Source organism: Pseudarthrobacter sp. NamE5 (assembly GCF_005796225.1).
Lineage (GTDB): Bacteria > Actinomycetota > Actinomycetes > Actinomycetales > Micrococcaceae > Arthrobacter.
The window spans coordinates 23,803-49,880 of sequence record NZ_VAHO01000001.1 but is presented as its reverse complement, the minus strand read 5'-3'; the positions used below and the strand labels follow the sequence as shown (position 1 = coordinate 49,880).

The 26,078-nt window shown below is 65.3% G+C and carries 25 protein-coding genes; 17 read left to right on the top strand and 8 right to left on the bottom strand.

Annotated features, from left to right (window positions below):
* Nucleotides 1-10: 10 nt before the first annotated feature.
* Nucleotides 11-832: an aldo/keto reductase gene (locus FDW84_RS01410; protein WP_138605864.1), complete on the bottom strand. Its 822-nt coding sequence runs from the start codon at nucleotides 830-832 to the stop codon at nucleotides 11-13.
* A 192-nt stretch (nucleotides 833-1,024) separates the two neighbouring features.
* On the opposite strand from FDW84_RS01410, the gene FDW84_RS01405 reads away from it, so the two are divergent.
* Together FDW84_RS01405 and FDW84_RS01400 are read left to right on the top strand one after the other, a co-directional pair.
* Nucleotides 1,025-1,921, top strand: a complete 897-nt coding sequence (locus FDW84_RS01405) for a helix-turn-helix domain-containing protein (protein WP_138605862.1) — start codon at nucleotides 1,025-1,027, stop codon at nucleotides 1,919-1,921.
* 127 nt (nucleotides 1,922-2,048) lie between these two features.
* Nucleotides 2,049-2,264, top strand: a complete 216-nt coding sequence (locus FDW84_RS01400) for a hypothetical protein (RefSeq protein WP_138605860.1) — start codon at nucleotides 2,049-2,051, stop codon at nucleotides 2,262-2,264.
* 83 nt (nucleotides 2,265-2,347) lie between these two features.
* On the opposite strand, the gene FDW84_RS01395 is transcribed toward FDW84_RS01400, so the two are convergent.
* Entirely contained in the window at nucleotides 2,348-2,560 is a 213-nt protein-coding gene (locus FDW84_RS01395) for a dodecin (protein WP_138605858.1), read from the bottom strand.
* A gap of 123 nt (nucleotides 2,561-2,683) precedes the next feature.
* Nucleotides 2,684-3,388 carry a FadR/GntR family transcriptional regulator gene (locus FDW84_RS01390; RefSeq protein ID WP_138605856.1) on the bottom strand — a complete coding sequence of 235 codons (705 nt, stop codon included), beginning with the start codon at nucleotides 3,386-3,388 and terminating at the stop codon, nucleotides 2,684-2,686.
* A 158-nt stretch (nucleotides 3,389-3,546) separates the two neighbouring features.
* Between FDW84_RS01390 and FDW84_RS01385 the strand changes: the two genes are divergently transcribed.
* The 8 genes from FDW84_RS01385 to FDW84_RS01355 all read left to right on the top strand — a co-directional run bounded on the left by FDW84_RS01385 (nucleotide 3,547) and on the right by FDW84_RS01355 (nucleotide 10,836).
* Entirely contained in the window at nucleotides 3,547-5,043 is a 1,497-nt protein-coding gene (locus FDW84_RS01385; RefSeq protein WP_138605854.1) for a four-carbon acid sugar kinase family protein, read from the top strand.
* A gap of 29 nt (nucleotides 5,044-5,072) precedes the next feature.
* Nucleotides 5,073-5,972, top strand: a complete 900-nt coding sequence (locus FDW84_RS01380; protein ID WP_138605852.1) for an NAD(P)-dependent oxidoreductase — start codon at nucleotides 5,073-5,075, stop codon at nucleotides 5,970-5,972.
* A 140-nt stretch (nucleotides 5,973-6,112) separates the two neighbouring features.
* Nucleotides 6,113-7,531, top strand: a complete 1,419-nt coding sequence (locus FDW84_RS01375; protein WP_138605850.1) for a GntP family transporter — start codon at nucleotides 6,113-6,115, stop codon at nucleotides 7,529-7,531.
* The gene (locus FDW84_RS01370; protein WP_138605848.1) at nucleotides 7,531-8,397 is read left to right on the top strand and encodes a class II fructose-bisphosphate aldolase; all 867 of its coding nucleotides are present in this window, start codon (nucleotides 7,531-7,533) and stop codon (nucleotides 8,395-8,397) included. Before FDW84_RS01375 ends, FDW84_RS01370 begins: the two co-directional genes overlap by 1 nt.
* Nucleotides 8,398-8,839: 442 nt before the next feature.
* The gene (locus FDW84_RS19955; RefSeq protein WP_205754709.1) at nucleotides 8,840-9,175 is read left to right on the top strand and encodes a hypothetical protein; all 336 of its coding nucleotides are present in this window, start codon (nucleotides 8,840-8,842) and stop codon (nucleotides 9,173-9,175) included.
* Complete coding sequence (locus tag FDW84_RS19950; RefSeq protein ID WP_205754708.1) at nucleotides 9,172-9,321, top strand: hypothetical protein; 150 nt, start codon at nucleotides 9,172-9,174, stop codon at nucleotides 9,319-9,321. Before FDW84_RS19955 ends, FDW84_RS19950 begins: the two co-directional genes overlap by 4 nt.
* A 15-nt stretch (nucleotides 9,322-9,336) precedes the next feature.
* Nucleotides 9,337-9,666 carry a GNAT family N-acetyltransferase gene (locus FDW84_RS01360; protein WP_138605846.1) on the top strand — a complete coding sequence of 110 codons (330 nt, stop codon included), beginning with the start codon at nucleotides 9,337-9,339 and terminating at the stop codon, nucleotides 9,664-9,666.
* 195 nt (nucleotides 9,667-9,861) lie between these two features.
* The gene (locus FDW84_RS01355) at nucleotides 9,862-10,836 is read left to right on the top strand and encodes an NAD(P)/FAD-dependent oxidoreductase (RefSeq protein ID WP_138605844.1); all 975 of its coding nucleotides are present in this window, start codon (nucleotides 9,862-9,864) and stop codon (nucleotides 10,834-10,836) included.
* An 82-nt stretch (nucleotides 10,837-10,918) separates the two neighbouring features.
* Here the strand turns inward: FDW84_RS01355 and FDW84_RS01350 are convergent, their stop codons facing one another.
* A complete protein-coding gene (locus FDW84_RS01350) occupies nucleotides 10,919-11,233 on the bottom strand; it encodes a hypothetical protein (protein WP_138605842.1) in 315 nt (104 codons plus the stop codon).
* A 193-nt stretch (nucleotides 11,234-11,426) separates the two neighbouring features.
* Nucleotides 11,427-11,768 (bottom strand): hypothetical protein, encoded by a 342-nt coding sequence (locus FDW84_RS01345; protein WP_138605840.1) that lies wholly within the window; start codon nucleotides 11,766-11,768, stop codon nucleotides 11,427-11,429.
* 388 nt (nucleotides 11,769-12,156) lie between these two features.
* Here FDW84_RS01345 and FDW84_RS01340 point away from each other — a divergent pair, with 388 nt between their 5' ends.
* From FDW84_RS01340 to FDW84_RS01320, 5 genes are read left to right on the top strand one after another with little or no spacing between them, the layout of a single operon-like run.
* Complete coding sequence (locus FDW84_RS01340; RefSeq protein WP_138606466.1) at nucleotides 12,157-13,707, top strand: pyridoxal phosphate-dependent decarboxylase family protein; 1,551 nt, start codon at nucleotides 12,157-12,159, stop codon at nucleotides 13,705-13,707.
* A complete protein-coding gene (locus FDW84_RS01335; RefSeq protein WP_138605838.1) occupies nucleotides 13,704-15,062 on the top strand; it encodes a lysine N(6)-hydroxylase/L-ornithine N(5)-oxygenase family protein in 1,359 nt (452 codons plus the stop codon). Before FDW84_RS01340 ends, FDW84_RS01335 begins: the two co-directional genes overlap by 4 nt.
* Entirely contained in the window at nucleotides 15,059-15,646 is a 588-nt protein-coding gene (locus FDW84_RS01330) for a GNAT family N-acetyltransferase (RefSeq protein WP_138605836.1), read from the top strand. The genes FDW84_RS01335 and FDW84_RS01330 overlap by 4 nt, the downstream gene beginning before the upstream one ends.
* Nucleotides 15,643-17,547 (top strand): IucA/IucC family protein, encoded by a 1,905-nt coding sequence (locus tag FDW84_RS01325; RefSeq protein WP_138605834.1) that lies wholly within the window; start codon nucleotides 15,643-15,645, stop codon nucleotides 17,545-17,547. Before FDW84_RS01330 ends, FDW84_RS01325 begins: the two co-directional genes overlap by 4 nt.
* 39 nt (nucleotides 17,548-17,586) lie before the next feature.
* On the top strand, nucleotides 17,587-18,360 hold the full coding sequence (locus FDW84_RS01320) for an SDR family NAD(P)-dependent oxidoreductase (RefSeq protein WP_138605831.1): 774 nt from the start codon (nucleotides 17,587-17,589) through the stop codon (nucleotides 18,358-18,360).
* On the opposite strand, the gene FDW84_RS01315 is transcribed toward FDW84_RS01320, so the two are convergent.
* Nucleotides 18,328-19,437, bottom strand: a complete 1,110-nt coding sequence (locus tag FDW84_RS01315) for an FUSC family protein (protein WP_138605829.1) — start codon at nucleotides 19,435-19,437, stop codon at nucleotides 18,328-18,330. The genes FDW84_RS01320 and FDW84_RS01315 overlap by 33 nt on opposite strands.
* A gap of 226 nt (nucleotides 19,438-19,663) precedes the next feature.
* Entirely contained in the window at nucleotides 19,664-21,280 is a 1,617-nt protein-coding gene (locus FDW84_RS01310) for an MFS transporter (RefSeq protein WP_138605827.1), read from the bottom strand.
* 640 nt (nucleotides 21,281-21,920) lie between these two features.
* On the opposite strand from FDW84_RS01310, the gene FDW84_RS01305 reads away from it, so the two are divergent.
* Nucleotides 21,921-22,178, top strand: a complete 258-nt coding sequence (locus FDW84_RS01305; protein ID WP_138605825.1) for a hypothetical protein — start codon at nucleotides 21,921-21,923, stop codon at nucleotides 22,176-22,178.
* Between the two features lie 137 nt (nucleotides 22,179-22,315).
* Here FDW84_RS01305 and FDW84_RS01300 read toward each other — a convergent pair whose 3' ends face one another.
* The gene (locus tag FDW84_RS01300; RefSeq protein ID WP_138605822.1) at nucleotides 22,316-24,862 is read right to left on the bottom strand and encodes an ATP-dependent DNA ligase; all 2,547 of its coding nucleotides are present in this window, start codon (nucleotides 24,860-24,862) and stop codon (nucleotides 22,316-22,318) included.
* Between the two features lie 40 nt (nucleotides 24,863-24,902).
* On the opposite strand from FDW84_RS01300, the gene FDW84_RS01295 reads away from it, so the two are divergent.
* Nucleotides 24,903-26,018 (top strand): non-homologous end joining protein Ku, encoded by a 1,116-nt coding sequence (locus FDW84_RS01295; RefSeq protein ID WP_138605820.1) that lies wholly within the window; start codon nucleotides 24,903-24,905, stop codon nucleotides 26,016-26,018.
* Nucleotides 26,019-26,078: the final 60 nt, after the last annotated feature.

Genomic DNA, 26,078 nt, shown 5'->3' with positions numbered 1-26,078 from the left:
CTGCCGGAACTTACATCTGGGTAAAGGCGGCGACGGCGGGATCGGACCCTTGGCGGGACCCTGACTCAAGTGCGGTGATGGCGGCAATCTCCTCGTCCGAGAGGGTGAGGGATGAGGCTGCGAAGTTTTCGCGGATCCGGCCGGCGTCGATGGACTTGGGGATAACAATGTTTCCGGCGGCCAGGTGCCAAGCGAGCACCACCTGCGCGGTGCTGGCGTTGTGGGCGTCAGCGATTGCAGTCACCGCATTGCCGTTCAAGTCGGCGCCCCGGCCAAGAGGGCTGTACGCCTCCACCTCGATGCCCAGGTCCCGGCACTTTGCCGCCAGCTCTGCCTGCTGGTAGCTGGGGTGCAGCTCAATCTGGTTCACTGCCGGCACGATTTCCGCTGACTCCAGCAGGTTGTCCAGGTGCTCGGCCAGGAAGTTGGAGACGCCGATGGCCCGGATCTGGTTGTTCTCGTACAGCCGCTCCATTTCCTTCCAAGCCTGCACATACAGGTCCTGCGAGGGCACCGGCCAGTGGATGAGGTACAGGTCCACGTAGTCCAGCCGTAGCGCTTTACGGCTGTTCTGGAATGCCTCCTGGGCCCGGTCCTGTTCGCCGTTACGAAGTTTGGTGGTAACGAAGATGTCCTCGCGGGGAATGCCGCTTGCGGCGATTGCAGCTCCCACGCCTTCCTCGTTGCGGTACGCCGCTGCTGTGTCGATGTGGCGGTATCCCGCTTCGAAGGCGTCTTCCACGGCGCGCTGGGTGTCCTCCGGCGGTACCTGGAAAACACCGAATCCAAGCTGGGGGATGGTGACGCCGTTGTTCAGTGTCAGCTCTGACATAAGGGGCTCCTCGATAAGTGCATGGTGGGTGCCGGTGGCTCGACGTGAGAAAGCGGTTTCCGCTGGCTCGGTATCGAGCCTATGCACATTTGGCCCACAAGTCAGCAACCCTGCCTGATTCTGTTTTTCCTAGGACTGCCAGTCCTACCTTCGTTGTAGGACAGACCCGCGATGCGGGGCACAATGTTCTCCATGGGTCAAAGCGCCGAGTTCGGAAAATTCCTCAAGGCAATGCGGTCCCGGCTGAGTCCCGAGGACGCCGGCGCGGGGCCTACTTCCGGTGCCCGCAGGGTTCCGGGCCTGCGCCGGGAGGAAGTAGCCCGGCTGGCAGGGGTCAGCACCGACTACTACGTCCGCCTGGAGCAGGGAAGGAACATCCATCCTTCACGCACGGTGCTGGAAGCGGTGTCCCGGGCGCTCCGGCTCAGCAGCAGCGAGCATGAGCACATGATGGATCTATTGGAGCACTGTGCCGGCAGTGCGCGCTCGACTGTCCCTGCCGGAGCGCAGGGCGTGCGCCCTGCGCTCCGGCAACTCCTTGATGCAATGGGCGATGTGCCGGCCTTGGTGCTGGGACGGCGAAGTGATGTTTTGGCGGGAAACAGGTTGGCCTTCCTGCTGTTTGCCGATTTCCCTGCCCTGCCGGCAAGCGAACGGAACCTGGCGCGCTGGATCATTCTTGATCCTGCTGCCCGCGAGCTTTTCCGGGACTGGAAAAGTGTCGCGGCGGAAGCAGCGGGCGCACTGCGGCTCGACGTCGGCCGGCACCCCAACGACGCCCAGGCCAACCAGTTGGTGGGCGAGCTCGCGGTCCACAGCGAGCAGTTCAGACAGTGGTGGGCAGGTCACCGCGTGGCCACCCGGTCGGCGGGCAGTGTGCGGCTGCATCATCCCGCCGTAGGAGACCTGGAACTGAACTTTGAAAACCTGGCCCTTCCGGATGATCCTGACCAGACGCTCAGGGTGTATTCCGCGCGGGCAGGGTCGCCGTCGGCCGACGCTCTTGCACTGTTGGGGAGCCTTGGGGCGGCCGAGCCTGCATCGAAGCGGCCGAGTGCCGCTGCGGCAACCGCGGAGGCAGTGGAGTAGCTCGGGCGGGAAATTGTACTTTTGGCTATTCGCGGCACTGCTTTCTGGCCATGAGCCCATTGGGAACGGAAACGCGCTGTTCCTAGGCTGGAGTAACACGCTTTCTCCACCAAGGATGGTCTCAACGATGAAACGCATCGCCCTGCTGAAGGAACGCCAGGCTGCCGCCGCCGGCACTCCCTCCACCGTTACCGGCTCACACTGCCCGGCGTCCGGCCTCTGGAGCCCGGACCATGATCCGCATACCGTTTTGTCCTTCTTTGAAGGCAACGTATTTCCCGCGTTCGACGGCGCTCCCACCGTCTGGCGCCGACGCCCGGCAGGTGCGGTGTCCGCGAACTAGTTAAAACCAAACTGGCCCGCAGTAAACGTTCCGGCAACCCGTCTGGTGCGGCGTTTTCTGCGGGCCAGTCTGGCTGGCTTAGATCACTGTTCTTCGAGGCGGAAGCCGATTTTCATGGTGACCTGCCAGTCAGCAACCTTGCCCTCTTCCAGGTGCCCGCGGATCTCCTTGACTTCAAACCAGTCAAGGTTGCGGAGGGTCTGGGACGCTTTGGTGATTCCGTTGCGGACTGCGTCGTCCACGCCCTGGTCAGATGTGCCGACGATTTCGGAAATGCTGTACGTGTGATTGGCCAACTTCGCTCCTCGTGATCAAAAGTGCTCCCGGTTGCGGGCGGTCCTTGAAGACTAGTGGCATCCCCGGAGCCTTGACCAGCCCTTATACGGATGTTGTGTGGGCCTGTGAGGGCGGAACAGAAGTTACTTTCCCTCGAGCACCAGGTTCTTCAGGTCGTCCAGTGTCTGCTGCATATGTGCGTCCATCGCCTCGCGCGCCCTCGAAGAATCCCTCGACTGCAGTGCCTCCGCGATGGCCCGATGGTGCCTGATGGCGTGTTCCTGGATTGCCGGAACAGCGGACGTTTCCGTGCGCCGCTTCTCCAGGACCCGGTGCAGCGGCTCGAACAGCACGGACACAAACACGTTGCCGGATGCGTGGAGGATGACATCGTGGAAGGCGAGGTCAGCCTCCACGAAGGCGGCGACGTCGTTGACCTCGCGGGCGGTGCTCATGGCGGCCACATGGGCAAAGAGGGTCTCGATGTCCTGCCCGGAAATACGTGTTGCCGCAAGTTCGCACGCCCCGGTTTCGAGCATCCGGCGCAGTTCAATGAGCTGAATGGAAGCCTCAGCCTCATTCCGCCCTTCGGAAGCTGCCCTGAGTACCGCTTCCAGCGACGTCCAGCGGCTGAGCGGATTGACGAAGGTGCCGCGGCCGCGCTCAACACTGAGGATTCGCTGGGCCTGGAGCGTCTTCATGGCTTCGCGCACGGTCATCCGGCTAACCTCGTGCCGGGCGCTCAGCTCATGCTCTCCCGGAACCGTCGCCCCGGGCGGAAACTCACCCGAAATGATGCGGTCAAGCAGTTCATCCGCGACCTCGCCCACCAGCGATTGCCTTGCCATGCTGCCCCCGTCACTGCTGTCGTTGGATATGTCTGACAAGTCTACTTGCGCGTCTTTATGTCCTGTGCCACACTAGCAACCAAATGCAAGATGTCAGACATCTTACAGTTTCTATAACATCCGGATCCTTTCGGATTCAATTCACAATGGAGTGCACTGTGACGCTTGAAGCAGACGTTCTGGCCGCCTACCCGGCCGAAGTCCGGATTCCCGCCGAACTGGTGGCCAGCACCTTGGCCGCTTCCAACGCGGAGTTACCGCGTGTCCTGGTAGTGCTCGACGACGACCCCACCGGGACGCAGTCCGTGGCGGACCTGCCCGTGCTCACCCGCTGGGATGTCGAAGACTTCATCTGGGCCTTCGGCCAGTCCAAGCCCGCTGTCTACGTGCTGACAAACACGCGAAGCCTGGATCCTGCCGAAGCCGCTGCGCGGAACGAAGAGGTGGTCCGCAACGCCCTCGCCGCAGCCGGGGCTGCCAGTGACCTTCGCCTCGGCTTTGTCAGCCGCAGCGATTCCACCCTCCGCGGCCACTACCCCCTGGAACCGGACGTCATCGCCGCAACCGTGGCTGAGGTCAGCGGAGAAAAGACCGACGGTGTTGTCCTGGTGCCTGCCTTCCCCGACGCCGGCCGTGTCACCATCGGCGGCGTCCACTACATGCGCGGCACGGGCGAAGCTGCCGGCATGCTGACCCCCGTCTCCGAGACCGAGTTCGCCAAGGATGCCACCTTCGGCTTCACTACTTCGGTGATGGCCGACTACGTTGCCGAAAAGTCCCATGGCCGGATCGCCGCTGACTCTGTCATAGTGCTGGACCTCAACATCATCCGCGCCGGCGCGGATGCCCAAAACCCGGCTGACAGCGCGAAGATCAATGCAGACGCGATCGCCGACGCGATCGGGGAGGCCACGGACTCCACCCCCATCGTGGCCGATATTGTCACCGAGAATGACCTGCGTGCCCTGTCCCTGGGCCTGGAAGAAGCTGAACGCCGCGGCAAGAAACTCCTCTACCGGGTGGGCCCGCCCTTCGGGCGTGCCCGCATCGGCCAGGAAATCCGCACCGAACTGACCGGCGCCGAGGCCTACGCCGGGAACACCCCGTCCGAGGCCGGCGGGCTCATCGTGGTCGGATCCCATGTTGGCGTCACCACCCGCCAGCTCAAAGCCCTGACGGAACAGCACAGCGCCGCCCGCAGCGTGGAAATCGACGTCGAGAAGCTCCTGGGTGCCCGGGAAGAAGCGGACGCCCACCTGGACCAGACGGTGGACACCGTCGTCGAGGCCCTCCGCGGCGGCGACGTCATCGTCCATACCAGCCGCCTGCTCATCAGGACGGACGACGCCGCCGAAAGCCTGCGGATCGCCCGCACTGTGTCCGCCGCCGTCGTCGCCGTGGTGAACCGGACCCTCAAGACCTTCCCGCCGCGGTTCGTCATCGCCAAGGGCGGCATCACCTCCTCCGACGTGGCCGCGCACGGCTTGGAAATCCGCCACGCCATTGTCCGCGGCCCCATGCTCCCCGGCATCGTGAGCCTGTGGGAACCGGTGGACGGCCCGGCCAAAGGCATCCCGTACATCGTCTTCGCCGGCAACGTGGGGGATGACCAGTCCCTCGCCGACGTTACCCGCAAGCTCAGCAACACCTTCTGAAATCCCCCGGAAATTCAATGGAGAACACCATGACCAGCAACTGCACCGTCACCGTCCTGGGCCTTGGCGCCATGGGCCTGCCCATGGCCACCCGCCTCGCCTCCCAGCTGAACGTCCACGGCTTTGACATCGCCGAACCCCGACTGAAGCTCGCTGAAGAAGCCGGTATCGCCACCTTCGCCTCAGCCCGTGAAGCCGCCAAAGGTGCGGACGCAGTGCTCCTCGCTGTCCGCAATGGCGAGCAGCTCAACGACGTTCTCTTCGGCGAAAACGGCGTGGCCCCGGTGCTGGAACCGGGCGCTGTCGTCATCCTCGGCAGCACCGTGGGCACTGAAGCCATCCCCGCCACCGTGGAGAAGCTGGCGAAGTACGGCGTGGACCTCGTGGACGCCCCACTGTCCGGCGGGCCCAAGCGCGCCGGCGAAGGCGACCTGCTGATCGTCGTCGGCGCTTCCCCGGAAGCCCGTGAAAAGGCAGCCCCGGCCCTGGAACTGCTCGCCTCAACCCTGACCGTGGTGGGCGACAAGCCCGGCGACGGCCAGGCACTCAAGACCGTGAACCAGCTCCTCTGCGGCGTCCACATCGCTGCGGCAGCCGAGGCCCTCGCCCTGGCCGACGCGCTCGGACTGGACCAGGCCAAGACCCTCGCCGCCCTTGAGGCTGGCGCCGCAGGCTCCTTCATGCTGTCAAACCGCGGGCCCCGCATCCTCGAGGCCTACAACGAGGATGGCGCCGAGGTCCTGTCCCGCCTGGACATCTTCGTCAAGGACATGGGCATCGTGGGCAAGGCCACCCGCGCCGCCGGCCTGGCAGCCCCCGTTGCCTCCGCCGCTGAGCAGCTTTACCTCCTGGGCCAGGCGCAGGGCCTCGCCGCCGCCGATGACTCCGCCGTCATCAAGGTGGTCGCCCCCACCAAGCGCACCAAGTAGCAAGTACTTCCCCTCAAAGGTACGACGGCGGCGGTCCCCCCTCCGCCGTCGCCGTACCTCCCAGCGTTTCCCCCCAAGCGCATTCCCCTCATGAAAACCAGCTCGCTACGCTTAGCCAGCAACGTCAAAGGAGACACACGATGAGCGCATTAGCTCTTCTTGCCATAGCAGCGGCGGGCGTCGCCCTGCTGCTTGTGGCCGTCATCAAATTCAAGATTCCCGCCTTCCTCGCACTGCTCGTGGTCAGCGTCACCGTTGCGCTGGTGGCGGGCATCCCTTTGCCGGACGTCATCAAGACCGTGACTGAAGGCATGGGCGGAACCCTCGGTTCCGTTGCCATCCTGGTTGGCCTGGGCGCCATGCTGGGCAAGATGATCGAGATTTCCGGCGGCGCCCAGTCGCTCGCCGGCAAGTTCACCCAACTGCTCGGTCCCCGCCGGGTCATCGCCGCCCTCACCGCTGCCGCCTTCCTGTTGGCAATCCCCGTCTTCTTTGACGTCGGATTCATCATCCTGATCCCCATCATCTACGGCTTCGCCAAGGCCGCCGGCGTCAATCCCGTCAAGATCGGCCTGCCCGTGGGCGCCATCATGCTGGCAATCCACGTCGTTGTGCCGCCGCACCCAGGCGTGGTGGGCGGTGCCGGAATCCTCAGCGCGGACATCGGTTGGACTACGATCCTGGGCCTGGTCCTCTGCATCCCGGTCGGTGTCCTCGGCTACTTCGTCGCCCGCAAGCTGAACCGCCGAGAAATCGCCATGCTGCCCGCCACCGCCGAGCAGTTCCGGCTGTTCGGAACCGGCAACTCGCAGGTGGAACAGGAAGCCGCCCAGGGCACCTCCAAGGTTGCCGTCAAGAACCAGGTCAAGACCGCACCCAGCCCGGCCATGATCATCACACTGATCGTCCTGCCCATCCTGATGATCATGGTGGGCACCGTCGGCGCAGTCATCCTGCCCAAGGATTCATTCCCGGCCCAGCTCGCTGCCTTCATCGGCGCACCGCTCATCGCACTTCTCACAGCACTTGGCCTCGCCTACTACTTCCTGGGTATCCGCCGCGGCTGGTCCTCACAGCACACCGGTGAAGTCATGGACTCGGCACTCGCCCCCACCGCCATCGTCATCCTGGTTACCGGCGCCGGCGGCGTCTTCGGCAAGGTGCTCACCGTATCCGGCATTGGCAAGGCGCTTGCGGAGGGGCTGCAGACCGCAGGCCTTCCGGTCATCGTGATGGCCTTCGTCCTGGCTGCCATCCTGCGTGCCTCACAGGGTTCGGCCACCGTAGCCATCATCACCACTTCCGGGCTGCTGGCAGCATCAGTGGCTGACGGCGGGTACTCACCGATCCAGACCGCGCTGATCCTCGTCGCCATCGGCTTCGGTGCCTTCGGCCTCAGCCACGTGAACGACTCCGGCTTCTGGATTGTCACCCGCTACCTCGGCCTCTCGGTGGCCGACGGCCTGAAGACCTGGACGGTGCTGACCACCATCCTGGGCCTGGCCGGCTTCGCGCTGACGCTCCTGGTCTGGGCCCTCGTGGGAGGCCTGGGCGTCTGATGCGCACCCGACTCGACCACCTGGTTACCTCCGCCCTGCAGCACGGGTCCGCGGTCCCTGCCTTCACCTGCTACGACTTCACCACTGCGCTGGCGGTAGTGGGCGCTGCCGAGGAATCAGGCCGCGGCGTCATCCTGCTGGTGGCACCCAAGACCGCCGCCACCTCCAGCGGCCTGCGTCTCATCGCAGCGCTCCGCGGCCTTGCGGATGCGGCGTCGGTGCCCGTCGCGGTGCAGCTGGACCACGCAACTGATCTGGAAGTGATGGCCGACGCCGTTGCAACGGGGGCGGATTCCGTCCTCGCCGACGGTTCGTCCCTTCCTTACGAGGACAACATTGCGCTCGTTGCCTCGGCGCGCGCACTGTTGGGTCCCGACGTCGTGCTCGAAGCGGAACTTGGAGGACTGCCCGGAGATGAAGACCGCGCCTTCGGTACGGACATTCCCGGCACTGAGACGCCAGGGGCAGCCGTGGCCGGCCTGACGGACTCCGCCCTGGTGGAGGACTTCGTGGCCCGCACCGGCGCGCAACTGCTGGCAGTCGCCGTCGGGAACGTCCACGGCAAGTACAAGGGCGAGCCGCAGCTGCGCTGGGACGTGCTGCAGGACATCGCCGTGCGCACGCACCTTCCGCTGGTCCTGCACGGAGCCTCCGGAATCCCCGCCGAGGAGCTGGTGAAGGCCGCGTCCATGAACGTGGGCAAGGTCAACTTCAACACCGAGCTGCGCACCGGCGTTCTGGCCACGCTGCAGGAACAGCTTCCGGCGCACCGGGCGGACGGCGAAAACCTGCAGGCGCTCCTGGGTCGCTGGAACAGCACCGCCCGCGGGTTCGCGGCCACCACGCTGGCCACGCTGTCCCGCTAGGGCGACCCGGGCGCACAATAGTGCTGTCAGCAGGGACAACCTTCCGGTAGGTGCCAAGGTGAGCGGCGTAAGGGAGCAGAGGGCCAGCCCGCAGTCCGGCGCGGCAGGCAGCCGCGACCCGGTCCTGGACCTTGTCCGGTTCATCTGCCTGGTGCTGGTGGTGGTGCCGCGCTGCTGGCGGCCATGTTCCTCGGACTGTAGGCGGCCGGCGTACTGGGCGTGCACCCCCAGGTGGTCCAGCTGATGGCGTCCGGAGCCGCCATGCCGCTTTGGTTCCTCGCGGCGTACCTGGCAGCCCAGCTGAACATCCCGCTCTTGGCCGCCTTCCACGCCCGGAACCCGTGGCTCGCACTGGGGGTGCTCGCTGCCCTGGTGGTGGCGGTGGATTGCCTGCGGGCGACCCTGCCTTGGCTCGCCTATGCCAACCTGGTCTTCCTGTGGTGTGCGGTACAGCAGCTGGGTTTCCTTGCTGCCGACGGCCGGCGGCCGCTCATTGACGATCTACCTGTGGCACCTTCCCCTGCTGGTGGGCATGTCGGGGCTGCTTCTTCTCACGCCCATCCCCCAGCCCGCTTCCGGAACCGCCGGGTGGTGGTGGGCAAGGCCCTTCGTCCTGCTGGCACTGGTCCTCTTGCTGCTGCCCATCGTTGCGGCCTTTGGCCGCCTTGAGGATCGCCCGGCGACATCACTCGCCACCCGCCGTCGTTCCACGCCTGCGGTGGCCGCCGCCGTCGTGGTTGTTTTCATCCCCGTGGTGGGAGCGGCAGTCAACGGGTGACGCCGGGGGTGCTGGGGGCCGGAGCCGCCTGCTTCTGGCTGGCGCTGGTGCTGCTGCACGGGGTGCGCGGCATCGCCCGGCCATGGTCCAGTCCGAGGTCCAATCACGGCAGCGGGGGCTGGGGCATTGCCAGCGGACTCAAGTAGTGCCAGTGTCGAACCATGACCGAGAACACGATATCCACCGAGGATAAGTTCGCCCCCGATGTCTCGGTGCGGCGCAACGATGCGAAGCACCGCTATGAGCTGCACGTTGGCGATAAGCTGGCCGTCCAGTCCTTCTACCGGGACCTGCCCGGCCACATCGACTTCACCCATACCGAAACCGCTGAGGGATTCGAGGGGCAGGGGCTGGGCAGGGTGCTGGCCCATTTTGCGCTGGACGATGTGGTGGCCGCCGGGAAACGGATCATTCCACATTGCCCGTTCATAGCCGGCTACCTCCGCAAGCATGAGGTCTATGGGCAGTGCGTAGACTGGCCGGACAGCTGAGCCTTTCCGGAAAGCCGGGGATCCCACCTGAACTTCCAGAATCGAATTCCTCCATGAGGACCGGACAACCCGGGCCTGGGCGTTACAGCGCCGCTGGACCGGGTACTTTCTTATGAGCGCAGCCCTGCAGTGGGCGCACGCTGTTGACAAGCGCCGGCTCATTGCCTGGAGCGCACTCCCGGAAGGACATCCCGGATGGAATATCAGGAACAACTGTTTGACGTCGCTGTCATCGGCGGCGGACCGGCGGGACTCAGCGCAGGGGTGGCCCTGGCCAGGGCTTTGCGGTCGGTCCTGGTAGTAGATGCCGGCGGGCAGCGGAACCTGAAGGCACAAGGTGTGCATGGTTTCCTTAGCCGTGAAGGAGTCAGTCCCCAGGAGCTCCTGGCTGCCGGGCGCGAGGAACTGTCGGAGTTCGGCGGGACAGCCGTGACAGGTTTCGTGAAGTCCGCACGGCGGGACGACGGCCACTTCGTGCTCACGCTCGACGACGGTTCCACCTGCACGGCCAGGCGGCTGCTGATCACGTCCGGAGTCACCGATGAGCTTCCGGACCTGCCGGGAGTGGCTGAACGCTGGGGCCGGGATGTCCTGTACTGCCCCTACTGCCATGGCTTCGAGATACGGAACCAGCGGGTGGGGCTGCTGGCCGCTGGTGCCCACGCAGTGCTCCAGGCTTTGACGTTCCGCCAGTGGAGCCCGGACGTCACCCTCCTGCTCAACGGCGCGGTGACCCTGAGCGCTGGAGAAGCAGAACAGCTGGAAGCACGGTCCGTCAAAGTGGTGGATGGCGGGGTTAGCGCGCTGGTGGTTCAGGACGACAGGCTGACAGGGGTTTCCCTCGACGACGGGTCCGTGGTGGCGCTGGATGTGCTGGCAGTCAGCCCCGCAACGATGAGCAAGGCGAACATGCTGCAGACCCTGGGCCTGGAACCGGAGGACCTTGAGGAGGGTCCGGGTACCCGCCTTCAGACCGATGAGAGCGGCTTGACGCAGTGTCCAGGAGTGTGGGCCGCGGGCAATGCAACCGACGTCTCGGCGCAGGTCATGACGGCGGCTGCCGCTGGACTGAAAGCGGCTGCGGCCATTAACGCCGACCTTGTGCTGGAAGACACCCGGCAGGCTGTGGAGTTGGCAAGGGCCGGGACCACGGCGGTCCCGGCCCGATAGGGCTTCCAGCGCCGGGGCCCGGTAGCCCGAGCTGCCCTCGGTCAGGTGGTCCGGTTAGGTGGCCCGAGTCAGCCGGCCCGGGTCAGCTGGCGAGAGCGTGCTCGGCCAGGACTGGAGCATCGATAGTGAAACCGCACGCGCAGCGGTAGGTCTCCACGTGTTCCGACCCCGCGCCGACGCTTACCGGGAGCACGGTTGTTCCGTCCACGTAGACAGGCTGCCGGACCGGCAGTTCCCCGGGATCCACCAGTTGCATGGGCGCCCGGCAGTGCATGCGGGAGTCGAGGGTGAGCAGCAGCCCCATGTCCGCGGGCCGGGTGGCGCTGAGAGGAGTTTCCACTTCTGCAGCGGCGGGCTCCCCGGGCACCGTCAACTGATCTGCTGTTCCTGTGGTCATGATGGTCATCCTTGAGCTTCTTCACGGAACTGCCGGCGTTGGCGGTCCCGCCGCGAACTGCTTGCGGAGGTTCATTTACCCCATTACCTAAGCATGCTTACTATTAGTTGGGCAAATCGATTGTGACCCAAGGCACGCCGCTGCTCCACGCCACGCGCCGCTAGTGCCCAGCGCTCGGGCTGGGAGCCTTTGCCTATCCATGCCGGCGCTGCCACTGCAGGGCGTGCCATAAGAGCAGGGAGATGAGCGCGGCGAAGCCGGCGAACATTAGGTAAGGGGCAAGCGTAAACAGCAGGAAAGGCGCCGGCATCCCGTTCGCCGCCGGCCCCACCATGAGGTCTGCGTTGATGAAAATCCAGCCGCCTCCGCCGATGAGCAGGGCGGCCAGGAGCCAGAGTGCGGCAATGAACGGGTTGACGGCCATGCCGATGCCCCTGCTGCTCGTATCGCCGGAATCAGCCCCATAGTCGCTGATGGGATTTCCGTCCTGGTCCACTTCCCGAAACCCGATCACGCCTGCTTGTCCCTGATCCATGCTTCCCCCTGATGGAATGCTGCCCCCGTGGCCGCCGTATGCCCACCCTAGCGCCAGTAAGGCGAGCCGTCTTGCCATGTGATTTTCCTGGCGGCCCGAACTGATGCAGGGCAGTACGAGACTCTCAGCTCCCAGTCAATGACGCCCAAATAGGGGCGTGGGTCAGGCAATGCCGGGCTTCGACAGTAATACATCACAAAAGTTTGACGAAAAGGGTCACCTAAGTAAGGCTTGCCTTTGTAATTGTCTGTCGACTGAAGGAAGACCAGTGCCCTTGATGCCCCGCCTTGACCAGTTACCCGTGGACCACCCGCACCCCGCACCCGGAGGGGCGGACCAGCAACCGTCAGCGCAGGAGCAGCAGGCGCAGGGACTGCGAGGCCGGGAAATGCTGACCGAGGACCTTCCGGCCAACGACTTCGGTTCCCGGGTGGAACTGGCGCTCTCGGCCACTAACCACCTCTTCAATGCGCGCAACTCGGCACGCTACGTGGCGCAGGTGCTGCAGGGTGTTACGGCCGTTGCCACCAAGCTGGAGCGGACAAGCCGGCCCTTCACCGGCGTCGAACCTGCCGAAATGCTTGAACGTGTAGGCGCGGTGGACCTGGAAACGCCACTGCCGGATACGGCTGCCGCACTGCAGGAACTTGAGGAGGTGTACCTGCGCGACGCTGTCTACTTCCATGACCCCAAGTACGCGGCCCACCTGAATTGCCCGGTGGTGATTCCCGCCTTGGTGGGTGAAGCCGTCCTGTCCGCCGTGAACTCCTCCCTGGACACGTGGGACCAGAGCGTCGGCGCCACCATGATCGAACGCCGGCTCATTGAGTGGGCGGCGCAGAAGCTGCACCTCGGCGGCAGCGCGGACGGCATCTTCACCTCCGGCGGGAGCCAGTCCAACCTTCAGGCGCTGTTGATTGCCCGCAACCACGCCGTGGCCAGCCTCCGTCAGGACCCAACCCGCGGCGGCCTCCGGCTCCCGGCGCTCCTGGAGAACCTCCGTATTTTCACATCGGAGGACAGCCACTTCAGCATCCGGAAGTCGGCATCGATACTCGGCCTCGGGTTTGACGCCGTCGTTCTCATTCCCTGCACAGCGGACCACAGGATGGATCCCGCTGCCCTCGCCGCGGCGCTGGCAGAAGCACAACAGACCGGCCTGACGGCGATGGCGGTGGTGGCAACCGCCGGCACCACCGATTTTGGCGCGGTGGACCCGCTCGCCGACCTCGCCGCCCTGGCACGGGCCCACGGTGCCTGGTTCCACGTAGACGCCGCGTACGGTGGCGGGCTGATGGTTTCCGGGCGGTACCAGCACCTGCTGGACGGCACGCACCTGGCGGACTCCGTTACGGTCGACTTCCACAAAACGTTTTTCCAGCCGGTCAGCTCCAGCGCCCTTTTGGTGCGGGAGTCTGCCATGCTCCGGCACATCACCTACTACGCGGAGTACCTCAACCCGGAAAGTGCGGCCCTGGCCGAGATTCCGAACCAGGTGGACAAAAGCATTCAGACTACCCGCCGCTTCGACGCCCTTAAGCTGTGGCTCACCCTCCGCATCATGGGCGCTGACGCCATTGGAGCGCTGTTCGATGAAGCAATCGACCTTGCCGCCCGCGTGGGCGCGCTCCTGGCCGCTGACGACGATTTCGAGCTCGCCGCACCGCCACAACTAAGCACCCTGGTGTTCCGGTACCGCCCGTTGTTGGAAGGCCGTGAACGGCTTTCCGAGGACGCGGCGGACACCCTTAACCAGTCCATCCGCGCCGCCGTTTTTGCCTCCGGTGAGGCGGTGGTTGCCGGCACAAAGGTCACCGGACGGCACTACCTCAAACTCACCCTCCTCAACGCCGAGGCAACCCTCCAGGACATCGCCGGGATCATCGGCCTCCTGCGCCGCACCGGTGCAGGGCTGCTGCAGAGCGAGGTGCCGGCATGAGCACCTCCTGCTCCGGCAGGATCCACGACTTCGCGGCCGTCGGCGTCGGGCCCTTCAACCTTGGCCTCGCCGCGTTGGCGGACCCGGTCCGGGGCTTGGACGGCATTTTCCTGGAACAGCGCGAATCCTTCGACTGGCACCCGGGAATGATGCTGGAGCCCGCCCACCTGCAGGTGCCCTTCATGGCGGATCTGGTCACGCTGGCGGACCCCACCTCCCCATACTCGTTCCTGAACTTTCTCAAGGAGACCGGGCGGCTGTACCGCTTCTACATCCGGGAAAACTTCTACCCCCTGCGCGCAGAGTACAACCAGTACTGCCAGTGGGTGGCAGGACAGCTGTCTTCCATCCGTTTTGGCACAGCTGTGGTGGAAACAAGGTACGACGACGGCGTGTACAGGCTGACAGTTGCAGGTCCGCAGGGGCCCGGGGTGCTTTACGCCCGGCGGCTGGTGCTGGGCACCGGCACGTCCCCGTACATCCCGGAGGCGGCAGCCGACATAGCGGCAGAATCAGCCGCCGGCCGCGGGGGAGTGGTGCTCCACAACGCTGACTACCTGGGGCGCAAAGCCGAGCTGCAGCAACAGCCCAGCATCACCATCCTGGGCAGCGGCCAGAGCGCGGCCGAGATTTACTATGACCTGCTCCAGGAAGCGGACCACTACGGCTACCGGCTGAACTGGGTCACCCGCTCGGGCCGGTTCTTCCCGCTTGAGTACACCAAACTGACCCTTGAGATGACCTCGCCGGAGTACGTGGACTACTTCCACGGCCTTCCCCAGCACCAGCGGGACCACCTCAACAAGACCCAGAAGAACCTTTACAAGGGCATCAACTCCGACCTCATCAATGCCACCTACGACCTCCTCTACGCCAAGGGCCTTACCGGCATGGTGGACACCCGGCTGCTGACCCACTCGACGCTGACAGCCGCCCAATGGGACGCCGCCGCCGGGACCCACAGGCTTTACCTGCAGCACGGGGAACAGGGTACGTCCTACACGCTGGACAGTGAGGCGGTGGTGCTTGCCACCGGGTACGGATACCGGGAGCCCGGCTTCCTGGCAAGCATTGAGCACCGGATCGCCCGGGACAGTGCAGGCAGGTTCGCCGTGGACCGGAACTACAGCACCGGGATTGAGCCGGGTGAGATCTTCGTCCAGAATGCAGAACTCCACACCCACGGCTTTGTCACCCCGGACCTGGGAATGGGCGCCTACCGCAACTCGTGCATCCTCCGGGAGATCATCGGGCATGAGGTGTACCCGGTGGAGCGCAGCATCGCGTTCCAGCAGTTTGGCTCCCCGGCCGGCGCGGCGGTGCCTCAGGACGTTGCGGCGGAGGTGCTGGCATGAGGTTTACGTTCCGCTGCCTGGACCCCGTGGCTGACGCGGCGCTCCTGCACGGCTGGGTGACCCAGCCGTACGCCTCGTTTTGGGGCATGCTCGGCGGGGGCGTTGACGACGTCATGGCGGAGTACGCCAAGATCCAGGCCAGCGGGCACCACCACGCCCTCCTGGGGCTCGACGGCGGCGTCCCCGCCTTCCTGATGGAGGAGTACCTTCCCGGGTCCTCGCCGCTGGCTGCGGTCTATCCGGTCCAGCCGGGCGACCGGGGCATGCACCTGCTGGTGGCGCCGCCGTCGTCAGGGCCTGAACCTGGCTACACGGCGGCGGTGATGGACGCCGTCCTGGCCAGGCTGTTCACCGAGCCCGGGGTGCAGCGCATCGTGGTGGAGCCCGATGCGCGGAACACCAAAATCCATGTCCTCAACCAACGGTTCGGCTTCCGGCCTGCCGGCATCGTAACCCTTCCGGACAAGGAAGCGCTCCTCAGCTTTTGCAGCCGCACCGACTACCTTGCCGCCCGCTCCCCGCTTCCGGTTGCCGCCCCTGAGTCCACTGCCCGCACCCCCATTACCCCAGGAGCATTACCGTGACCGTCCATCCTGATTCACCCGCAGCAGCCGCAGGCTCCGCTCCCACCTCGGACTCTGCCGGCACGCCGCACCTCACTTCCCTGCAGTGGGACAACGCCAACCGGCACCTGCTGCGCAAGGCGCTCGCCGAGTTCTCCCACGAACGGATCCTTGCTCCGGAACCGGTCGCTGTCCTGGAAAGTGAAACTGCCGGACCGGCCGGCCCCGATAAACCTGCCAGTGGCTGCCGCGGCAATTACCGGCTCCGCAACGATGACGGCATGTACGAGTACCAGTTCACAGCACGGGTCCTGGAACTTGACCACTGGTCCATCGATCAGGACTCCATCCGGTGCTTCCGGGACGGCGCCGAAGCGCCGCTGGACGTGCTGGAGTTCATCACGGCCTTTCATGAAAGGCTCGGCATCAACCTCCAGATGCTCCCCGTCTATCTCGAGGAAATCAGCAGCACCCTGGCAAGCCACGCCTACAAACAATGGACCGGCCAGCCCACTGCAGCCGAACTTGCCGGTGGAATCACCGGCGGCGCGGACGTGGCTGCGGACTTCCAGGCCATTGAGAGCAGCATGACCGAGGGTCACCCATGCTTCGTGGCCAATAATGGACGCCTGGGCTTCGGCCTTTCCGACTACCTTGCCTTTGCTCCGGAAACCGGCGCTCCCGTACAGCTGGAGTGGATCGCCGTCCACCGGGGCCATGCCGTCTTTACGTCAGCGTCAGGACTGGACTACCGGGCCCACCTTCATGCTGAACTCGGCTCCCTGCTGGGCACCTTCGACGCCGAACTCCAGTTGCTGGGCCTGGACCCGGACCAGTACTTCCTCATGCCCGTGCACCCCTGGCAGTGGGAGAACAAGCTGACGGTGACCTTTGCAGCAGAGATTGCCCGGCAGCGTATCGTGCACCTGGGCACGGGACGAGACCAGTACCAGGCGCAGCAGTCCATCAGGACGTTCTTCAACTCCAGCGCTCCGGGCCGCCACTACGTCAAGACCGCCCTTTCCGTGCTGAACATGGGTTTCATGCGCGGACTGTCGCCGCAATACATGGAGGCCACCCCGGCCATTAATGACTGGCTGCGGAACCTGATCGGTGCAGACGATGCACTTCAGGCGCGCGGTTTCACCATGATCGGCGAGGTCGCTGCCGTCGGCTACTACAACGGGTATTACCAGGCAGGGTCCGCCCACGGCTCCCCCTACCGGAAGATGCTCTCCGCGCTCTGGCGCGAAAGCCCGCTGCCGCTGTTGCAGGACGGGCAGCAGCTGGCCACCATGGCTTCGCTCCTGCACGTCGATTTCCAGGGGAAACCCATGGTCTCGGCCCTCATCGAGCGCTCAGGCCTGGCACCGCAGGACTGGCTGCGGCGGTACTTCGAGGCCTACCTGGTGCCGCTGGTGCACTGCCTCTTCAAGTACGAGCTGGCCTTTATGCCGCACGGCGAGAACGTCATCCTGGTCCTGGCGGATGGCGTGCCAGTGCGGGCCATCATGAAGGACATCGCCGAGGAAATCGTGGTGATGGGGGACAGGACGGACCTTCCCGAAGAGGTCTCCCGGATCCGAGCGGACATTCCGGAAGGCGAGAAGGTGCTGGCCATCTTCACAGACATCTTCGACTGCATCTTCCGGTTCCTCGCAGCACTCCTGGCAGCGGACGGGAAGCTTAGCCAGGAGAAGTTTTGGAGCACAGCTGCTGCGGCCATCAAGGACTACCAGGCGCAGCATCCGCAGCTGGCGGACCAGTTCGCCCGCCATGACCTTTTTGCCCCCGATTTTGAACTGTCCTGCCTGAACCGCCTCCAGCTGCGCAACAACCAGCAAATGCTGGACCTGGCCGATCCCTCGGGCGGGCTGCAGATGGCCGGGCGGCTGGCCAACCCGCTGGCGGGGTTTGCGTAGACGCGGGAAAGGAAGCTCATCGGTGGCTAGGCTTGCAGGATGACGCCAAACACTGCCGGACACACTGCCCTCGTTACCGGCGCCAGCGCAGGCCTGGGCTCCGAGTTCGCCCGCCAGCTCGCTGCCCAGGGGTGCAACCTGGTGCTGGTGGCCCGGAACCGGGCACGACTCGAGGACATAGCGGCGGAGCTGGCGCGCCGCTATGGCATCACGGCCGAGCTGCTGCCCGCGGACCTGGCCGATGATGCCGGCGTGGCTGCCGTCGTCGAACGCCTGTCAGATCCCCGGCGGCCGGTGGACATCCTGGTCAACAACGCCGGAATCGGGCTGCTGCACAACTTCGAGGACAACCACATTTCGGAGGAGAAAAAGCACCTCAAACTGCACGGGGAAACGGCCATGGAGCTCACGCACGCTGCGCTGAAGGGGATGCTGGAGCGCGGCCAGGGCCGGATCATCAACGTGGCCAGCATCGCGGCGTTCCTGCCCCGCGGCACTTACTCGGCGGCCAAGGCGTGGCTGGTGAGCTTCAGCCGCTGGGCCAATCTGGCCTACGGGAAACGGGGCATCAAGGTCACGGCAATTTGTCCGGGCTTCACGCACACGGAGTTCCACGACAGGATGGGCATGGACAAGTCCGTGGCACCGTCCTGGGCCTGGCTGCAAGCGGAACGGGTAGTGCGCGAGGGTTTGGCGGACAATGCCCGCGGCAAGGCGGTGTCCATACCCTCCAAGCGGTACAAGGTGGTGGCCGCCTTCGCCCGGGTGGCGCCGGCAAGGCTAGTGGCGGGGCCGCCGCGGAAGCCGCAGTAAGGGCGTAAGTCCCCACAGCTGGCGGGCCGAGCGCGAGCCGGACCGCCGGAGGAGCACCACCACGGCAATGCCCACCAGCGCGCCCACCAGGGTCTCCACGCCACGTTCCAGGATCAGGACTCCGGGGTCGATGGGGGCGGCAAGCTGGGTCATCAGAAGGATCACCGGCGTAAAGGAAACCATGGCCAGGCCGTAATGGCGGGCCATGAACAGCTCGGTGGTGAACTGGAAGAGGACCACCAGGAGCGCCATGGTCATTGCCTGCTGGCCGGGGAACAGCCCGGCCAGTGACCATGGACCTGGCAGGATGACGACGGCGGTCACTGCCAACCCCACGAACGTTCCCACGATGCGGTGGATGCCGCGCCGGACGCTGCTGGGAAGGTCGGCGCCGGCCAGCGGCACGGCGGCAGCAGCCATGGCCCAGTGCGGATGGCCGCTGCCGGACAGCACCCCGATACTCCCGGCGGTACCCACGGCCAGGATGTACCGGGCGGCGTGCACCAGCAACGCCCGCCGCCCGGCGGCCCCATCGTGAGGAACGGAGCGGACGGCGCCCTCTTGCCAGGACCTGCTGCGGATCCAGCCGGCGAAGCCCACCAGGACGGAAAAAGCAGCGGCTCCTGCGGCAATGGCAATGGCCATCTGCCACGGAACCACGGTGGGCACCGAGGCGCAGGCTCCCAGTGCGAGGATTCCGAAGAACGGCCCGTTCGGCTTGAGCCGTACACGGTCCGCGAATAGGGATCCCGCGCCTGCCAGCACAGCCTCTACTCCTACCAGCCACCAGGAATGGAGGTGGTTGACGGACAGGAACACTCCAACCGCCACGCCGCCCAACAGGACCACGGCGGCCTGGGACTGGTGCCGGAGCCTGAGCTGGTGCCGCTCTGAGCGGCCGTACATGCCGGTAAGGGCGCCGAATACGGCGTAGATGATGAGGTCCGGCCGGCCTGCCGCCAGGAGCAGGAGCGAGGGCACCGCAACGCTGAGGGCAACGCGCAGCGCTGCGAGGTGGTCATTGTTGGCAGGTTCCAGGCGGTGGAGCGCGCGCAGCTGCAGGAGGACCCGTTCCATGCCCACACCACCTCTTGCCGCCGCTTCCCGTTCTGGCCTTCTGGAAGTTACCACCGGTTTTTCCGGCGGTCATTTCCGCAAGCGGCCACAGGACATGGAACGTCATGGTGATGGCGCGCCAAAGGCCCGCCCTGCGTGCTTCCCCCAAGGAAACACGCCGGACGGGCCTTCATAGAGCGGGGCTACAAGGCGCGCCCAGGACCGGTGGCGTTGCGCCCAGCCGGTGCTAAGCGCGGGAAGGAACCTTATCCGCGTCCCGTCCATCAGTGATGTCCTGGGTTTCGAACGGGAGCTCGTCCAGGTTGATCAGCGGGTTCTCGTCCTGGGTGGCAACAAGTTCCCGGGCCTCTGCCTGGGTGTCCACGCTGGGCATGGATCCGGGCAGCGGGCGCCGGGCTGATTCCTTCAGGAAGTAGATGGCCACGGCACCCACCAGCGAGGTGGCCATCAGGTAGTAAGCGGGCATCATGTCGTTGCCCGTGGCGTTGATGAGCGCTGCCACGATGAAAGGCGTGGTGCCTCCGAAGATCGCCACCGAGAAGTTGTAGGCGATGCCCATGGCCCCGTAACGGCTGGAGGTGGGGAACTGCGCCGGAAGGGCGGACGCCAGGTTGGCCACGTAGAAGGTCACCGGGAACGCGATCAGCGCCAGGCCGGCCAGGGTGGACCAGATTTCACCGATGCCAATCAGCAGGAAGGCCGGGATGGCGAGTACCACGGTGCTCAGCGCGCCGATCCACAGGACGGGCCGGCGGCCGATCCGGTCGGACAGCTTGCCGGTCAGCGGGATGCAGAGGCTCATGACCACCAGCACTGGGATGGTCAGCAGGGTGCCGTGGACCTCGTCATAGCCCTTGGACTCTGTGAGGTACGTAGGCATGTAGGACGTGAGGGCATAGCCTGCAGTATTCGCGGCGGCCACCAGGATCATGGCAACGATGATGGAGCGCCAGTACGCCTTGACGATTCCCACCGGGCCCTTGACGGCTGCTTCGTCGGAGGCGGCGGCATGCTTGGCCAGGTCCTCCTGGGCATCGAGGGTGGCCTGGAACTGCGGGGACTCCTCGATCCTGCTTCGAAAGTAAACGGCGATCAGGCCAAGCGGACCGGCCACCAGGAACGGGATGCGCCAGCCCCATTCCTCCATGGCGCTTTGCCCCAGCGTCAGCTGCAGCACTGACACCAGAGCGGCGCCGAGGGCGAAACCGAAGTAGCTGCCCATATCCAGGAAGCTGGCGAAGAAACCGCGCCGCTTATCCGGGGCGTACTCGCTGACAAAGGTGGTGGCGCCGGCATATTCACCGCCGGTGGAGAAGCCCTGGACAATCTTCAGCAGCACCAGCAGCCCTGCCGCCCACAGTCCGATCTGGGCGTAACCGGGAAGGAGCCCGATGGCGAAGGTGCTCGCGGCCATCAGCATGAGCGTGGCGGCAAGGATCTTCTGCCGGCCCATCTTGTCGCCCATCCAGCCGAAGATCACGCCGCCCAAGGGCCGGGCGATGAAGGTCGCGGCAAAGGTGCCCAGCAGGAACAGCGTCTGGGTGGTGGGGTCTGATTCCGGGAGGAACACGGGGCCCATGGTGGTGATGAGGTAGCCGAAGACGCCGACGTCGTACCATTCCATGGTGTTGCCCACTATGGTTCCGCCGAGGGCTTTCTTCAGCATGGGCTGGTCAACCACGTTGACGTCCGACTCCTTGAGCCGGCGGCGTGCGAGCAGTTTTGGCTTCCGCGGGCTCTTGGGAAGAGCCGACGACGGTGCACCGGGAGGTGCGGTTGGGTAGGTTCCGGAGGCGCTGGTAAGGCCTGCGGAAGAGTCGGTCCTGCTTCGGTCTGTGGGCATTTGGGCCACTCCTGGGGAGGTCATTTGCTTGCGACTTGTAGCTGCCCCGCTCCGGGCAGGCCTTCGATTTTACGGGAATTCGATGGCGTCCGCGGGTTTGATGCCGTAGGATCGCTCACTTTAGCCCGGTTTCCGCACCTTCCCGGCAGCGGGTTTTCCCAGCTTTTCCCGCGTGTTTACTGGGATGCAGGCGGGTTGTGACCATTGTTACCGAATCTTTTTCCTGACCCGGCTGGTTTAGCTGCGGATTCAGGGGAATCGACCCCGGAAAGTGATGGGCGCCACGCAGCAAAACCCGTGAGAAGGGTGTGCGGCGGCACCCGCCGGGCTGCCGCCGTCGCTCCCTGTTGGTCATGCCTTAGTGGTCGGGCCCCGTCGGCGTGCTGGTGGCCTGTTGCCGGTTCACACCTTGGGGTTCACAGGCAGCGGCCCGGTGCCTATGGTTGAGCCATGGGAATACTTTCTTTCGGCTAGTCGGATGAGTGCGGCAGCCCCAGGGGGGCCAGACCCCCGACCGCAGCACCGCAATCAGCCCGTATTCATGGCGCTTGCAACAGGAAAACTGCTGGCGTGTCCAGCACCCCCCTGGCCTTAGGCCGCCCTTTCGAAGTACTTCGTTTCATCGCGGAGAGGAAGAAAAATGGCTGACGAACACCTCAGATCCTCCATCAAACCCGAGGTGATGGACCACCTCGCAGCGGCAATAAAGAATCCGGATCTTCCAGGTCCCGCACCCATCGACTCAGCCGGAATGCCACGGCAGAACTCCTGGCCTGAGGGCAACGGCAAGCGCCGGCACCCGAAGGAGCACAGGGCCGGCGCCGGGCGGATGGGGCATGAAGCCGCAGTAACGGCAGTACACCGCACCAGCCGGCCTCAGATGCCGCATTCGTCCTAGGCCCGGCGGAGACGCGGCCGACGCCAGGGACACCGAAAATCACCAGCGATACTCAAATTACCCGGCGGCCCCCAATTTTGGTGGGCGCCGGGTAATTTGTGCGTCGAGGGGTTGTTTGCGCGTCGCCCGCCCCTTGTTCAGCCCTCGCGCACTACCTCCGCCGGGTCCTTGTCCAGCCGCCACCCGCGCCATACCGGGTGCCGCAACCGTCCCGTCCCGGTCCACTCGCTGTAGGTCACCTCGCCCACGAGCTGGGGTGCCACCCAGTGGGCATCTGCCGCGTCCGGCCGTGGAACGTCCAGGAACGGTGAGGTTTTTCGGGCCAGGCGGTCCACTGTCTGGCGCAGTTCTTCGAGTTCCCGGCCGCTGAAGCCGCTGCCGACGCGCCCGGCGTACTGCAGCTTCCTGCCGTCCGGGATGCCCACCAGCAGCGAGCCCACGGTGTCCTGCCGGCCTCCCTTGCCGGGGCGCCAGCCGCCCACTACCACCTCCTGGGTCTGCTCCACTTTCAGCTTCATCCAGGTCCACGTCCGCTGCCCGCTCACGTAGCGGCTGTCCGTCCGTTTGGCCATCACCCCTTCCAGCCCCAATTCCCGGGCACTGTCCAGGATGTCCTCCACCCGCTCCTCCAAAACCGGCGAAAGGGCTGCCGGGCAGCCGGACGGGGTGAAGAAGTCCTCCAACCGTTGCCGGCGCTTGGCGAGCGGCAGCTTCCGAAGGTCCGTCCCGCCGTCATTGAGCAGGTCGAAAAGCATCAGCTGAACGGGAATGGCCTTCCGGGCCCTTTCGACGTCGGCGGGCCGGGTAAGCTTCATCCGGCCCTGGAGGAGTCCGAAATCCGGCCTCCCGGAAGGCCCGGCAGCGATGATCTCACCGTCCGCCACAAACGGCCGGTCCGGCCAGCAGGTCCGGTCCGCAAACTCCGGATACGTCCTGGTGACGTCGATGCCGTTGCGGCTGAATATCCGCACCGTTTCCTCGTCCGCTATCAGGATGGCGCGCACCCCGTCCCACTTGAGCTCATACTGCCAGTTGCTGCCCTGCAGGTCTGCCGCATCGCCGGGGGTGGCCATCATGGGGCGGTAATCCTCGGGGGAGGCCACCGTGCTTTGTGCTGCCGGTGCCGCTGACACTTTCCGCGCTGGCGCTGTTTTCGCCGGCACTGTTTTTGCCGGCACTGTTTCCTCGGGTGCCTCTTCCCCCGCCGGCTCGCTGTCCTCCTCCCTCCCTGCCGGTGCGGGCCGCCGTCGTCCGCTGGGGTGCTCCTTGTCCATGAGGTGAATGAGCCATTGCCCTTCAACGTCCTTGCCCTGCCCGCGCCCGGTGTGGATCAGGGCGAGCTTCTTGCTGCCGCCCAGTCCGCCGCCCTCGGAGCCGTTCAAGGTGACGATGACTTCCCGGCCGTTGATCCACTTGTGCAGTTCATACGTTCCGGTGTCCCAGATGGTCATCTCGCCGGCGCCATATTCACCCTTGGGAATGGTTCCGTGGAAGGTGAGGTAATCCATTGGGTGGTCCTCGGTCTGGACAGCCAGGTGGTTCTTCCCGCCTGTCTCCGGGACGCCCTTGGGGAGCGCCCAGGACACCAGGACGCCCTCGTGTTCCAGCCGGAGGTCGAAGTGGAGCCGGCTGGCGTGGTGCTCCTGGATGACGAAGGCGTCGCCACTGCCGGCTGCGCCGCTGAAGGGCTCCGGAGTGGCTTGGGGATCGCGCATGGAACGGTACTTTGCCAGTTTGGGATTTGCCTCCTGGCTTTCCGGTTCAGGTTCTGCCGGGTCGTGGGGCGGGTGTCCAGAGGCCTGGACGACGGCGGCGAACGGGTCCAGGCCCTCCTGCACCCGCTGCAGCACCTCCTTGTAGTCCAGGTGCCCCAGGCCCGGGGTGCCAATCTCGTCCCAGGTCCGGGGTGCCGCCACCATGGGGGTGGGCCGGCCCCGCAATGAATAGGGCACGATGGTGGTCTTGGCAGCGTTGTTCTGGCTCCAGTCCACCAGCACCTTGCCCTTGCGGAGCGTCTTTTTCATGTCACTGACGGCCAGGTCCGGATGGTCGGCTTCAAGGGCCCGCGCGAGCTCGCGGGCGAAGGCGGAAATCTGCTCGGAGGTCTGGCTCCGGTCCAGGGCGGCGTAGAGGTGGATGCCCTTGCTGCCGCTGGTCACCGGCACCGTATCCAGACCAACATCCTGGAGAATCGAGCGGGCCAGGAGCGCCACTTCGACGCACTCCTCAAGTCCCGCACCCTCGCCGGGATCCAAATCCAGGACCAGCCGGTCCGGGTTCAACTGGTTGCCGTGGGAATCCACCTGCCATTGCGGAACGTGGATTTCCAGCGAGTTGATCTGACCGAACCAGGCCAGCGTGGCGGGGTCGTTGACCAGGGGGTAGTAGATGGTCCGGTCTTTGTGGGTGATCGCGGCGCGGGGCAGCCAGCCCGGGGCGGAGTCCTCGAGGTTCTTCTGGAAAAACACCTCGCCGGGCTTCTCTGCGGTGCCCACCGTGTTGACCCACCGCTTCCTGGTGGCGGGCCGGTTGGCTGCGGCGGGAATCAGGACGTGCCCCACCGCAGCGTAGTACGCCAGGACGTCCGCCTTGGTGGTGCCGGTCTCCGGATAGATGATTTTGTCCAGGTTGGTAAGGGTCAGTTCGCGTCCCGCGACCCGGACACGCTCCTTAGCTCCTGCCACGGGGCTTCACCTCCGGCGCTGCGTGATGTTCACTTGAGGAATGAGAGCCATCTGGAAAGGTGCCATCGCGTTCGGCCTGGTCAACGTGCCCGTGAAGGTCTACAGCGCCACTGAGGATCATGACATCAGTCTGCACCAGGTACACAACGCCGACGGCGGCCGGATCCGCTACCAGCGCCGGTGCGAGGTCTGCAGCCAGGTCATTGATTATTCGGACATTGAGAAGGCCTACGAGGAAGACGGCCGGACGGTGATCCTGTCCAAGGACGAACTTAAGGCGATCCCGGCGGAGAACAGCCACGAGATCGAAGTGGTGCAGTTCGTCCCGTCCGAGCAACTTGAGCCCATGATGTTCGAGAAGAGCTATTACCTGGAGCCGGATTCCAAGTCTCCCAAGGCTTACGTGTTGCTGCGCAGCGCCTTGGAGGACACAGACCGGGTGGCCATCGTCCAGTTCGCGCTGCGGGAGAAGACGCGCCTGGGCGCCCTGCGGATCAAGGACGACGTCCTGGTGCTCCAGTCCCTCCTGTGGCCGGACGAGGTGCGTGAGGCCAACTTTCCGTCCCTTGAGACATCCATCAGGATCTCTCCCCAGGAGCGCGATATGTCCGCTGCCCTGGTGGAGTCGATGGCCGCGGATTTCGATGCCGCCGCCTTCACTGACGACTACCAGGTACAGCTCCGCCAGCTCATCGAGGCCAAACTGGAGCAGGGCGACGCGCTGGACACCGAGGAGACGTTCGGCGTGGAAGCAGGCGAGGGCGGCAAGGGCGAAGTCATCGACCTGATGGAGGCGCTGAAGCGGAGCCTGGACCGCAAGCGCGGCGGCGGGTCCGAAGCCGCTGCCGGCGGTGCGGACGGCGAAGCTGCCGGGGAATCCGGTGGGGAGGCGGGCAGCGCGAAGCCGGCGCGGAAGCGGACCACGGCCAGCAAAGCCGAGGCCGGCACGGAGACGGAAACAAAATCCACTGCCAGCAAGTCCGGTGCTGCAAAGTCCACGGGCGCCAAGACCGGTACCGCAAAAACAAGCACGGCCAAGGCCACCGCCAGCAAGACCACGGCTGCGAAGTCCACGGCTGGCAAAACCGCTGCCAAGCCTGCATCGAAGACCACCGCCGGTAAGGCAACCGGTACCAAGGCCCGCAAGCCGGCGTGACGTGTAGGTCCTGTCGTGTGTCCCGGTGCTTATTGCCATGTACACGAAACTACTAAGCTT

Coding starts and splice junctions, on each gene's coding strand:
- FDW84_RS01410 (WP_138605864.1), bottom strand. CDS start 832: ATGTCAGAGCTGACACTGAACAACGGCGTCACCATCCCCCAGCTTGGA.
- FDW84_RS01405 (WP_138605862.1), top strand. CDS start 1,025: ATGGGTCAAAGCGCCGAGTTCGGAAAATTCCTCAAGGCAATGCGGTCC.
- FDW84_RS01400 (WP_138605860.1), top strand. CDS start 2,049: ATGAAACGCATCGCCCTGCTGAAGGAACGCCAGGCTGCCGCCGCCGGC.
- FDW84_RS01390 (WP_138605856.1), bottom strand. CDS start 3,388: ATGGCAAGGCAATCGCTGGTGGGCGAGGTCGCGGATGAACTGCTTGAC.
- FDW84_RS01380 (WP_138605852.1), top strand. CDS start 5,073: ATGACCAGCAACTGCACCGTCACCGTCCTGGGCCTTGGCGCCATGGGC.
- FDW84_RS01375 (WP_138605850.1), top strand. CDS start 6,113: ATGAGCGCATTAGCTCTTCTTGCCATAGCAGCGGCGGGCGTCGCCCTG.
- FDW84_RS01370 (WP_138605848.1), top strand. CDS start 7,531: ATGCGCACCCGACTCGACCACCTGGTTACCTCCGCCCTGCAGCACGGG.
- FDW84_RS01360 (WP_138605846.1), top strand. CDS start 9,337: ATGACCGAGAACACGATATCCACCGAGGATAAGTTCGCCCCCGATGTC.
- FDW84_RS01355 (WP_138605844.1), top strand. CDS start 9,862: ATGGAATATCAGGAACAACTGTTTGACGTCGCTGTCATCGGCGGCGGA.
- FDW84_RS01350 (WP_138605842.1), bottom strand. CDS start 11,233: ATGACCACAGGAACAGCAGATCAGTTGACGGTGCCCGGGGAGCCCGCC.
- FDW84_RS01345 (WP_138605840.1), bottom strand. CDS start 11,768: ATGGATCAGGGACAAGCAGGCGTGATCGGGTTTCGGGAAGTGGACCAG.
- FDW84_RS01340 (WP_138606466.1), top strand. CDS start 12,157: ATGCTGACCGAGGACCTTCCGGCCAACGACTTCGGTTCCCGGGTGGAA.
- FDW84_RS01335 (WP_138605838.1), top strand. CDS start 13,704: ATGAGCACCTCCTGCTCCGGCAGGATCCACGACTTCGCGGCCGTCGGC.
- FDW84_RS01330 (WP_138605836.1), top strand. CDS start 15,059: ATGAGGTTTACGTTCCGCTGCCTGGACCCCGTGGCTGACGCGGCGCTC.
- FDW84_RS01320 (WP_138605831.1), top strand. CDS start 17,587: ATGACGCCAAACACTGCCGGACACACTGCCCTCGTTACCGGCGCCAGC.
- FDW84_RS01315 (WP_138605829.1), bottom strand. CDS start 19,437: ATGGAACGGGTCCTCCTGCAGCTGCGCGCGCTCCACCGCCTGGAACCT.
- FDW84_RS01310 (WP_138605827.1), bottom strand. CDS start 21,280: ATGCCCACAGACCGAAGCAGGACCGACTCTTCCGCAGGCCTTACCAGC.
- FDW84_RS01305 (WP_138605825.1), top strand. CDS start 21,921: ATGGCTGACGAACACCTCAGATCCTCCATCAAACCCGAGGTGATGGAC.
- FDW84_RS01295 (WP_138605820.1), top strand. CDS start 24,903: ATGAGAGCCATCTGGAAAGGTGCCATCGCGTTCGGCCTGGTCAACGTG.